Here is a 10,932-nt window from a genome sequence, read left to right as displayed (position 1 = left end):
AACGATTATATTGGGAAAACTCTAAAACCGTGGCCAATTTTAGTTGACCACTACAGACCAAGTTGCCCGTGAGGTGAATGGGAGCTGTTACTTCGGTGCTATGAGACCCAAGCGCTGACCTACGCCAACCGTTTTATCTGACTGTCATCTAATTTTTGTACTTTGATATAACAAATAGCCAAAAAGATATTGAGCGATCGTTCAAATATGTTGAAATTTCCACTATAGTTGATTGGTCAAACAACTCACAACAAGGAAAAGTTATGAATAAAAGTACCGAATCTCAATCAGATCCAACTCGATCTATCCCCCAAGAAGCATTTGATTGGTACGACGAATATGCACACGGTCTGATTGATCGCAGAGAATTTATGGCTCGCCTATCCGGGTTGGCTGTACTTGGTTTAACCATGACAACATTAACTTCTGCATTGATTCCTAATTATGCCAAGGCAGAGCAAGTCTCTTTCAATGATCCTTCCATCAAAGCAACCTACGAGAAGTTTCCTTCGCCTAAAGGACACGGAGAAGGCTATGGCTACTTGGTGGTACCAAAAGAGCTAGAGGGCAATGCGCCTGTTGTCTTGGTCATTCATGAAAATAGAGGCTTAAATCCATACGTAAAGGATGTGGCAAGACGACTCGCGGCCGCTGGGTTTATCGCGTTTGCACCTGATGCACTCTATTCGCTTGGCGGGTATCCAGGTAATGATGATGAAGGTCGAGCAATGCAAAAATCATTATCCAGAGAGAAAATCGAAGAAGACTTTATCGCCGCTGCAAACTTCTTGAAGTCTCATGACAAAAGTAACGGCAAGCTTGGCGCTGTAGGATTTTGCTTCGGTGGCTATATCGTGAATATGTTGGCGGCGGTAATGCCAGAGCAGCTGGATGCGGGCGTTCCATTTTATGGCACTCCTGCCGCACCTGATTTAAGAAAGAATGTTAAAGGGCCATTACTGGTCCAATTCGCTGGAATCGATAAACGTGTGAACGCGACTTGGCCAGACTATGAAGCCGAACTCAAAGAGAACGAAGCAGACTACACAGCTTACATCTATGACGGCGTGAACCATGGCTTCCATAACGATTCAACTGGCCGCTATGCTGAAGAAGAAGCAGAGTTAGCTTGGAAACGTACACTTGAGTTCTTTAATAATAAACTCTCTTAGTTGGTTATTAGAAAACTTGTTTCTGTTCAATGTTCAATTATCAGTGAGCTAATTAAGCCTGCTTAGAAACAACAAGACCTCGCACATACGAGGTCTTGTATTGATCCAATCAAATGATTAATGGATTACTGGCTGGCTTTCTACAGAGTACGTTAACTTGTAGAAATGAGCTTCACTTTCTCCATTTTTAAACTGGTTATAAACACCGGCTTTGAAATAGCTTTTCTTTTCATTCCAGTAAGTGATGTCGTGGTTAATTGCCGTCTTGTCGTTGTGATTAATGATCAGTTTGTTGCCACCAACATAGATATCAAACTTGTCTGTACCTTCTGCTGCGATTGGTGCAATTGGTAGCTTCAAATAAGCATTTTTACATGCTTCTGTACCCTTATTACCGCTCTTAGAGCCACAGTTTACGGCATTGTTCTTAATAACAGCCCAGTACCAATCGTTCTTGCCACTACGTTCAGCTTCGTAAACTACGCGCACTAGTGGGTGTGGAATGTATCCTTCTCCAGATACACCGTCTGGGAAGTCAGCAGAAACACTACCCGCGTTATGAACTTGAAGGTATGTGATCGCATCATTTTTCGCTTTGTCCGTGTTCGCTACTGACGCTCTTGGGTTGATTGGTTGAATTTCAGCACCCAAATGATAGTACTTGTCAGCCTCACCAACATTAAAGTTCTTGTAGATACGTACTTCGCTGCGATTTTTGTAGCCAGGCATCTTAAACACAAGCGCTTCCGATGCTTTGTCTACGTAAAAGCTATCTAAAACCAAACCATCAAACTCACCGTTTAGCCCATACTCAGATTTGTTACCCGACTTTCCTGTTGGATCAGACGCCTGAAGTTTAGAGACTTTCAGTACATCTTGAAATTGTACGTAGTCTGCAGGAGCAGCCTTCTCTGCTGCATTTGCACCGAATGCTACTGATACCGCAACTGCCAAGAAACAAGTTTTGAGTGTGTTTTTCATGTTATTCATTATCCTAGTAATCGGCTCTATCTGTTGCAGAACTTGCCACCAGAAAGAGGTACATTATTGTGAATTTCTATGCTTAGCATTGTATCCACAGAATCACTGACTTACCGTGATCAAGTACTATTGTATTACTTAAATTTAGAGCAAAATATCGAGGTCGTGAGATAAATCACAGTAGGAAGGTCTAGGGCGTGTTTTATCTGACTGCCATCAAGTTATTGTACTTTGATATCACAAACATCTCTAAAATTATTGAGCGATCGTTCAGCTATGGTGTAGTTTCCACTATAGTTGACTAATCCAACAACTGTTGATTAGTCCAACAACTCACGACAAGGAAACGTTATGAATCAAAATACCGAATCTCAATCAGATCCAACTCGATCTATCCCCCAAGAAGCATTTGATTGGTACGACGAATATGCGCACGGCCTGATTGATCGCAGAGAGTTTATGGCTCGTCTATCCGGGTTGGCTGTACTCGGCTTAACCATGACAACATTAACGTCTGCACTGATTCCTAATTATGCGCAGGCAGAGCAAGTCTCTTTCAACGATCCTTCCATCAAAGCAACCTACGAGAAGTTTCCTTCGCCTAAGGGACACGGAGAAGGCTATGGCTACTTGGTGGTACCAAAAGAGCTAGAGGGTAATGCACCTGTTGTCTTGGTCATACATGAAAATAGAGGCTTAAACCCATACGTAAAGGATGTGGCGAGACGACTCGCGGCCGCGGGGTTTATCGCATTTGCACCTGATGCACTCTATTCGCTTGGCGGGTACCCAGGTAATGATGATGAAGGTCGAGCAATGCAAAAATCATTATCCAAAGAGAAAATCGAAGAAGACTTTATCGCCGCTGCAAACTTCTTGAAGTCTCATGAAAAAAGTAACGGAAAACTAGGCGCTGTAGGATTTTGCTTCGGTGGCTATATCGTGAATATGTTGGCGGCAGTAATGCCAGAGCAACTGGATGCGGGCGTTCCCTTTTATGGTACTCCTGCCGCCCCTGATTTAAGAAAGAATGTTAAAGGGCCATTACTGGTCCAATTCGCTGGAATCGATAAACGTGTGAACGCGACTTGGCCAGAGTATGAAGCCGAACTCAAAGAGAACGAAGCAGACTACACAGCTTACATCTATGACGGCGTGAACCATGGCTTCCATAACGATTCAACAGGTCGCTATGCTGAAGAAGAAGCAGAGTTAGCTTGGAAACGTACACTTGAGTTTTTTAATCAAAAGCTTTCTTAATAGGCAGCTTAACCTAACTCGTTTTCTTTAAATTCCGAGTGACTGCCCTATTCCTTACTCAACAAAACCAAAAGGCCTCGTATATGCGAGGCCTTTGTTTTCTCTATCTAACCTTGTTTCTAACAAACCTATTGACCCAACTTTATAAATAGATAATATAGACATCCAGACACCTAAACGTCTTTTGGTTAATTAAATGGAGTTATTATGAACCGCTACAAAAAAATCACCGCATCCCTATTGGCATTAGCATTCGTATTCGGCGTGACAGGATGTGGAAAAAAAGACGAGGCTGTTATCAAGATTGGGGCGACTGTTGGCCCACATGCACAAGTTGTACAGGCAGTCGCTAAAGAAGCAGCAAAGCAAGGGATTAACATTGAACTCGTTGAATTCTCAGATTACATCACCCCTAACGCAGCACTGGACGATGGAAGTATCCAACTGAACAGTTACCAGCATCAGCCATTTCTCGATAACTTTAATGCCAATCACGATAGCCAGTTAGTTTCTATCGGACGCTCAATTTTGATGCGTATGGGCATTTACTCGAACAAGTACACTTCGCTTGACTCTATCCCAGATAACGCACGAATCGCGATTCCAAACGACCCAACGAATGGCGGTCGTGGACTATTGCTACTTGAAGATGCAGGGCTGATTTCATTAAAAGACAACGCTGGTTTCAACGCTTCATTAAACGATATTGTTGATAACCCGAAGAACATTCGATTTGTTGAAGTGGATGCCGCTCAGCTACCCCGCTCTCTTGACGATGTAGATGCAGCAGCAATCACCATGAACTATGTCATGTCGGCTGGACTCGATCCTAAGAAACAAGGCATTTACTTAGAGAAAAAAGACGCACCTTTAGCTGTGATGGTTGTGGCAGCGCGAGAAGAAGACAAAAACAATGAAACGTATAAAAAGATCATCTCAATTTACCACTCACAAGAGATCAATGACTTTTTAGACAGCACTTTCAAAGGCACCATAGAAGCCGCAAATTAAGCTAAATAAGCTAATAAGCTAAATAAGCTAAATAAGCTAAATAAGCTAAATAAATCATTTCAGATTTGGCGTTGCCTGCAACTCAGTAAGCAACGCCAGATTTGAGTGACATGTTCATCGATGACTCATTCCAACCCTCTTTTCTAATTAGAGAGCAAAGCTTAAGTTACTTAAATCCAGGTTGAAAACCGGGTCATCGCAGCGGATTATGTAAGTATGAAATTCAATTAAATCTGGGTTCTTCGCATGAAAAAAGAAGTGATACTGTTTGATATAAACGAAACAGTTTTAAATTTGGAGTCATTACAGCCTAAATTTAAAGCAGCATTTGGCAGTGAGGATGCACTATCGCTTTGGTTCTCAAAGCTTTTGCATTCTTCAACGGTTTGCATCGCAACAAACGTAAAGTCTACTTTTTCTGAATTAGCCAATGCAGCGCTCGACGCTATTGCACAACGGTACAAGTGTAATTTAACAGCAGAAAGCAAAGATGCCTTGTTAACTTCTTTTGCCACTCTACCACCGCACACTGATATCAAAGAGTCTTTGCTTAAATTGCGTAACAACGGTTTTAAAACCGTCGCTTTTTCTAACTCATCCCTCGACCTAATCACTTCTCAAATCAAGAACTCGGGCTTAGAAGATTATTTCGACACTATCATTTCCGTCGAAGAAACAGCCAGTTTCAAACCAAACTCAGAGGTGTATCAATTTGCAGCAGACACTTTAAAAGAGCCTGTTGAAAACCTTCGCCTTGTGGCTACTCACGATTGGGACACTCATGGTGCATTGTCTGCTGGCTTACAAGCAGCCTATATAGACCGCACTGGAATTGAATATCATTCTCTGTATTTGAAGCCCGAGATTAGCTGCAGAACGATGGATGGTGTGGTGGAAAAAATCATTAAGCACAATTTAGAAAAGTAACACCTCAAGAGACTTTTCTCCTGACTCGATACAAACAAAAAGGCCTCGCACACGCGAGGCCTTGTTTTATCTACAAAGCAGCTTATCCATAACTAATTAACCCATTAGCTAATTAATCAATTAACCGCTCTAAATCCACTGAATAATGTTTAATTCATTCGAGTAATGAAGGTTTGCTCGTCATCCACGAAAGCCACGTAGTCGCCGTGGTAGATAAACACTCGGCCACGCCCTTCAACGATACACGCAAGCTGTGGGTTCAAATCTTCTTCAAGATCTTTACTTTGATATGTGCCGGTGTCTGTGACCACACCGCGGAGTGTCGGCAAAAAACCATAGCTGCGCTTGGCTTGGTCGATCAGGCTCAATTCACTGGCGGTCGAGAAGTAAGATGGAATTGGACCAGCATCTTCGATAAACATCGGTTTTAGTTCTTCAAAAGCTGTAATCACCAGCCAGTCGATGCCGTTAACGTGATGGATAAACATTGTTTATAAATACCTAGATTCTCGATAATTCTGATGCGGGGATTCTATCACTATCAAAGATGGAACGTTGTAGAAATTGAATTACCCAATACTGTAATCCTGAGATATTTCGGGCATTCACCCGATCGAGTTTAAACACGTTGTTGCCCTCAACCTTCATCGGCAGAGTTTTTACTCGTAGTACTTTCTAGATCCAAAGCATTCTTATCCGAACTCAAAAACGGGCAAGATTTGCGGCAAAGCCGGATTTTCTTTTACCTTGTTGCCTTTAATCGGATGCATAGCTGATCTTCATCTTGAGTTAGACGTATAGGTTCCTTAAACAAAAAAGGAAATAGTATGGCCAGCGTCTATGTCAGCATCGGGAGCAACATTAACCGCGAACACCACGTCACAGAATCTCTCAAAGCATTGAATGACCGCTTTGCACCCCTACACATTTCTAATTTCTACGATTGCGAGCCTGTTGGGTTTGAAGGGGATAACTTCCTTAACCTAGTCGTTGGGTTTGAATGTGGCCTAACTGTTGCAGAGCTGGTTAAGGTTCTACATCAAATCGAATCAGAGAACGATCGCAAGCGCCAAACCAAAGCCTACGCTTCTCGCACGATGGATATCGACATCCTTCTTTATGGTAATCAAGTAGGCATTATCGATGGCGTAGAGCTACCTAGAGGCGAAATCACCGAATACGCCTTTGTACTCAGGCCATTAGTTGATATTGCCGCACAAGAACGTCACCCAACTCTAGACATCTCATATCAGCACCTATGGGAAAGCTTCGACCAGTTGAGCCAGAAAACCGAACCCATCCCGTTCGAGCTTAATTTTATTTAGCCTTCACATTAATGCGGGACGAACGCCTGAACTTTACTGATCTTTTCTTAAAACAAGTACGTAACTGACTTCACTTTCTAAGGAATGGACACTGTTATGAATCACAACGCCATCATCACCATCACAAACCTGAGACTCAGAACCTTCATAGGCTTCAACGAAGAAGAAAAGTCTAAGCAGCAAGACATCGTCATCAATGCAGAAATCCACTATCCCGCTAACAATCTTTGCCTTTCTGATGATGTAGACAACGCACTCAACTACAAAAACATCTGCAAGAAGATCATTCAACACGTTGAATCTGGAAGGTTTCTGCTTTTAGAAAAATTGACCAGCGATGTACTCGGCATCTGTATCGATCATCCGTGGGTGCGATACGCTCAAGTGAGAATCGACAAGCCTCATGCGCTACGTTTTGCCGACTCTGTCTCGCTCACCCTGAGCTATGAAGCAGACAGCGACAATAATTCTTAAGGAGAGAGTCATGCTGAATACAGAAGCCGAAAAAGTAAGAGAAGCTTTGCTCGCAAAAGGACTTGAAACCCCAATGATAGCGAGCGAAATGAACCCTGATCAAAAGTACAACCGCATCAAAGGTCTGTTAACGGAAGTGGTCAGTACGCTTGGATTGGATTTAACTGATGACAGCCTTGCTGAAACACCTCATCGCATTGCAAAGATGTACGTACATGAGATTTTTTCAGGGCTCGATTACGATAACTTCCCAAAAATCAGTGTTATAGACAACAAAATGTCAGTCGATGAAATGGTCAAGGTATCGGACATCAACTTAACATCGACGTGCGAACATCACTTCATCACCATCGATGGTTTAGCGGAAGTCGCCTACATCCCTGAAAACAAGATTCTTGGTCTGTCTAAAATAAACCGTATTGTTCGATTCTTTGCTCAGCGCCCTCAGGTACAAGAACGCCTTACCCAGCAAATCTTGGTTGCGATACAGACTCTCGTTGAAACAGAAAACGTAGCCGTGACGATTAAAGCAACTCACTATTGCGTTAAATCCAGAGGCGTCATGGATGCAAACTCTGAAACCTCAACAACCGCGCTTGGTGGTATTTTTAAAACTAACCCTCAAACTAGAGCTGAGTTTTTACGATGAGCGAAACGATACTAATAACCGGCGTGGGAAAGCGACTTGGCTTCGCACTGGCGCAGCAACTTTTAGCGGATGGATACAACGTGGTTGGCACCTACCGCAGCGACTATCCTCAACTGCAACTGTTGCGCGACAGTGGAGCCGATTTGCAGCAAGTCGACTTTTATCAACAAAGCAGCCTAGACGACTTTCTTCATTATGTTGGTCAAGAATATAAGATACTCAGAGCCGTCATACACAACGCTTCCGACTGGAAACCTGAGAACAAGAATAATCCAAGCGAAAATGCCTCACACATCATGCACCAGATGATGACGATTCACGCTACCGTACCATATCTGGTTAATTTAACGCTAAAAGACCAACTGATGTCTGGCGATAAAACCTCAGACATCATTCACATCAGTGATTACGTTGCAGAAAAAGGCAGTAAAAAACACATCGCTTACGCCGCCAGTAAGGCTGCGCTCAACAACCTGACATTGTCGTTCTCAGCAATGTTGGCTCCCAAGGTGAAAGTAAATACCCTCTCTCCAGCTATGATTAAGTTTAATGATCATGACGACGAGGCATACAAAACCAAAGCGCTACAAAAAGCTTTGATCCCCGCAGAAGCGGGCTTTGAGGAAATAATAGATGGCATCAAGTTTGTATTAGCCAGTCACTACATGACAGGAAGAACCTTGCACCTTGATGGCGGCAGACATTTGAAGTGAAGCCCATGTATCGTGGGCTTACTCAACATAGAAACCGCTATGAGCTAGAAACTCTTATGACCTAGAAACTACTATAAGAATGAGGAAGGCGTTTTTCTTCATCCCATCCTAGCAACTCAATATTGATCAATGATTTGCGCTTCTCATTACACAGTGAGGCGATGTTGATGATAGGGAGCTGGCTGCGAAACTGCGCAGTAAGTATGACCTTTTTACTTTCACTTAGGCTACTTCGGCATTGCGCCAAAATAGCTTCTGTATCTAACTTGTGTGCGTTCTCGATAATCTGGATATCGGCGTTCTCTTGATAACCATTTATCAGCCAAGACACGGCAGCCACTTCTGAGCTGGTGAGTACGATGACATCTTTACTTGTTACCAGATCTTTTAGTTCAGTTTCCATAATTACTCTCATTCAGCAGCAAATACATTAAAGTCGGTTACCCAGTTTAGCCTGTGCCAAATGGTAGCCTCTGTCTATCATCTCTTGTGAGCGATCAAATTCTAAGGTGCCACAAGCATTGCGTGGAAGCTCAAGCGTAATATCGGCAGGATATGCGGCCAGTTTTTGGCGAGCAATAGTCGATTGCATTGCATCAAACGCTTGGTTGGCAATGTCGTAGGCCGCAAAATTAAAGCTCATTTTACTTTTTACACTGCTACCGAGATTATCGATAAAATGCACCACCTTCTCATGCAGGTTACTCTCTTTCGTTGGTAGAGAAACCGGTATCACTTCCTGTTGAAGTATTTCAGGTTCACCCCCTAAGTTCACAGCTAGAGTAAAGTCTGTCTTGTCACCAAAGGTAGGCGCAATCGGCACGGGATTGAGTACCCCGCCATCAATCAGCGCTTCCCCATTAATCACATGAGGCGTAAAGAACAATGGCAAAGAGATAGAAGCGCGAATGGCATCGAACAGAGAGCCTGATTGCAGCCAAACCTCCTTTTCATCGGCGACGTTGGCGGCAACTACGGTATATGGGATAGGCAAATCCTCAATTGAAATCTCGCCGATCAACCCGCGCAGTGTGTCGATGATTTTATCGCCTTTGAAGATGCCACTCGATTGCCATGAAAAGTCCAACATCATCGCCATATCCGATTGGTCGATACTGGTCACCCACTCTTCAAATTCATCCAACTTACCCGCAGCATAAACACCACCGATAAGTGCACCAATTGAACACCCAGAAATAGATTTTATCTGATAGCCATGCTCAATCAGCCAACGGATGATTCCAACATGAACCAAACCTCTTGCGCCACCACTACCCAGTACCAATGAGATCGTTTTTGCCATCGTACTCATCCTTTAAATCGTTAGTTCTTTAGTTCTTCAGCAAAATCATATCACTTCGTGTCACCGTAAGCAGCGTAATGCTTTGAAAACTGTCCCATATGTACATCTGAGTATTTCAGCAAATGAAATTGAGACGGTCTAATATCATGGGTGAAAGATATAAATACTCTAGGCTACCTCCTCCCAATACCAAAAAACCGAAGCTCTAAGCTCTAAGCTCTAAGCTCTAAGCTCAAAAAACAAAAGCGCGTCATTCCAGCAAGCCTAAGCGCGACTAGGAATCTGGTTTCCACGAACGCTTGATTTAAAAAAAGTCGCTCACTTGTAAGCGAGCGACCTTTCTGTGTTCGTTCTATTAGTTCCAGACTCGAGAGCTATAGCACACGTAAGCACTCTTCTGGCGATAAGCTCAGAAGTGTATTGGCGAAGTTGATTTTCTCATCTCGCCATTTCAATGCCGCTTCTCTGCTGTCTTGCGAATGTCGGTCGGCTTCAAAATAGCTTTGTCTTGGTAGCCCGTTTGCTGGCGTCATCACCATCGATTGTTCGTTCAAGCGAATCGTAAATAGGAACTGACCACGCTGCCCAGTTTGCGCGCCTGGATGGTGTAATGTGCTATCACAGCAATAGCGTTTATCACGTAATGCACGGCATGTGTATTCAAAGACATCTTGAGCGCCACGCCCAGGGAAAGCGGTATAAATACTAATGCCATCACGTTGCAAAGACTGATCACCCGCCGCTAATTTAACGGCGTACTGGATAATTCTAAAGCCGAGAACCACGCCGCCAATGCTGTTCAACCCACTGTATTGAATTGCTCCCTCTAAGCTGAGTCGAAGTTTGTCTTCGCCTTCATAGAGAAAGAGATCAGGCGATGCCCAATCACTCTTTGGAATAAGCAGTTGAGTAATATCCGAGTGTTCCATGTTGGTCTCCGAAACAATGAGTGTGTTTGAGACCACAACATAACGTAATGAGAACTATTATCAATAAGTTTAAATCGGAAACGTTACTTCCAGAAGGATTTAAGGTTCAGCTTGAAAGGGCCTAAAGCAGCTGGTGAACATCTTCATTTTGGGGTAGTAAAAATTATCTTCGAGCGTATACCTTGAGC

13 protein-coding genes are annotated in these 10,932 nt (G+C 43.3%); 8 read left to right on the top strand and 5 right to left on the bottom strand.

What is annotated here, in order from left to right; translation table 11 throughout:
- Window positions 1-263 precede the first annotated feature (263 nt).
- On the top strand, window positions 264-1,172 hold the full coding sequence (locus OQJ75_RS09905; RefSeq protein WP_265972898.1) for a dienelactone hydrolase family protein: 909 nt from the start codon (window positions 264-266) through the stop codon (window positions 1,170-1,172).
- A gap of 117 nt (window positions 1,173-1,289) precedes the next feature.
- On the opposite strand, the gene OQJ75_RS09900 is transcribed toward OQJ75_RS09905, so the two are convergent.
- Window positions 1,290-2,153 carry a polysaccharide lyase family 7 protein gene (locus tag OQJ75_RS09900; protein WP_265972896.1) on the bottom strand — a complete coding sequence of 288 codons (864 nt, stop codon included), beginning with the start codon at window positions 2,151-2,153 and terminating at the stop codon, window positions 1,290-1,292.
- 351 nt (window positions 2,154-2,504) lie between these two features.
- On the opposite strand from OQJ75_RS09900, the gene OQJ75_RS09895 reads away from it, so the two are divergent.
- The 3 genes from OQJ75_RS09895 (at window position 2,505) to OQJ75_RS09885 (ending at window position 5,351) form a co-directional block, all read left to right on the top strand.
- A complete protein-coding gene (locus OQJ75_RS09895; RefSeq protein ID WP_265972894.1) occupies window positions 2,505-3,413 on the top strand; it encodes a dienelactone hydrolase family protein in 909 nt (302 codons plus the stop codon).
- A gap of 207 nt (window positions 3,414-3,620) precedes the next feature.
- Entirely contained in the window at window positions 3,621-4,424 is an 804-nt protein-coding gene (locus tag OQJ75_RS09890) for a MetQ/NlpA family ABC transporter substrate-binding protein (RefSeq protein WP_265972892.1), read from the top strand.
- A gap of 246 nt (window positions 4,425-4,670) precedes the next feature.
- Window positions 4,671-5,351, top strand: a complete 681-nt coding sequence (locus OQJ75_RS09885; RefSeq protein ID WP_265972890.1) for a haloacid dehalogenase type II — start codon at window positions 4,671-4,673, stop codon at window positions 5,349-5,351.
- A gap of 149 nt (window positions 5,352-5,500) precedes the next feature.
- Here the strand turns inward: OQJ75_RS09885 and OQJ75_RS09880 are convergent, their stop codons facing one another.
- Window positions 5,501-5,839, bottom strand: a complete 339-nt coding sequence (locus tag OQJ75_RS09880) for a cytosolic protein (protein ID WP_248374689.1) — start codon at window positions 5,837-5,839, stop codon at window positions 5,501-5,503.
- Window positions 5,840-6,178: 339 nt separating this feature from the next.
- Here OQJ75_RS09880 and folK point away from each other — a divergent pair, with 339 nt between their 5' ends.
- The 4 genes from folK (at window position 6,179) to folM (ending at window position 8,512) form a co-directional block, all read left to right on the top strand.
- A complete protein-coding gene (gene folK / locus OQJ75_RS09875) occupies window positions 6,179-6,676 on the top strand; it encodes a 2-amino-4-hydroxy-6-hydroxymethyldihydropteridine diphosphokinase (protein WP_265972887.1) in 498 nt (165 codons plus the stop codon).
- Between the two features lie 96 nt (window positions 6,677-6,772).
- Window positions 6,773-7,150, top strand: coding sequence for a dihydroneopterin triphosphate 2'-epimerase (gene folX / locus OQJ75_RS09870; RefSeq protein WP_104210550.1), 378 nt, complete (start codon window positions 6,773-6,775; stop codon window positions 7,148-7,150).
- A 10-nt stretch (window positions 7,151-7,160) separates the two neighbouring features.
- The gene (gene folE / locus OQJ75_RS09865) at window positions 7,161-7,799 is read left to right on the top strand and encodes a GTP cyclohydrolase I FolE (RefSeq protein ID WP_248387730.1); all 639 of its coding nucleotides are present in this window, start codon (window positions 7,161-7,163) and stop codon (window positions 7,797-7,799) included.
- Window positions 7,796-8,512: a dihydromonapterin reductase gene (gene folM, locus OQJ75_RS09860; RefSeq protein WP_265972883.1), complete on the top strand. Its 717-nt coding sequence runs from the start codon at window positions 7,796-7,798 to the stop codon at window positions 8,510-8,512. The genes folE and folM overlap by 4 nt, the downstream gene beginning before the upstream one ends.
- 61 nt (window positions 8,513-8,573) lie before the next feature.
- On the opposite strand, the gene OQJ75_RS09855 is transcribed toward folM, so the two are convergent.
- From OQJ75_RS09855 to OQJ75_RS09845, 3 genes are all read right to left on the bottom strand, one after another.
- Entirely contained in the window at window positions 8,574-8,915 is a 342-nt protein-coding gene (locus OQJ75_RS09855; protein WP_265972881.1) for a hypothetical protein, read from the bottom strand.
- A gap of 27 nt (window positions 8,916-8,942) precedes the next feature.
- Entirely contained in the window at window positions 8,943-9,815 is an 873-nt protein-coding gene (locus OQJ75_RS09850) for a patatin-like phospholipase family protein (RefSeq protein ID WP_265972879.1), read from the bottom strand.
- Between the two features lie 374 nt (window positions 9,816-10,189).
- The gene (locus OQJ75_RS09845) at window positions 10,190-10,744 is read right to left on the bottom strand and encodes a hypothetical protein (protein WP_265972877.1); all 555 of its coding nucleotides are present in this window, start codon (window positions 10,742-10,744) and stop codon (window positions 10,190-10,192) included.
- Between the last annotated feature and the right edge of the window lie 188 nt (window positions 10,745-10,932).

It is taken from the genome of Vibrio sp. 14G-20 (assembly GCF_026241515.1).
Lineage (GTDB): Bacteria > Pseudomonadota > Gammaproteobacteria > Enterobacterales > Vibrionaceae > Vibrio.
This window is presented reverse-complemented; position numbering and strand designations above follow the sequence as displayed.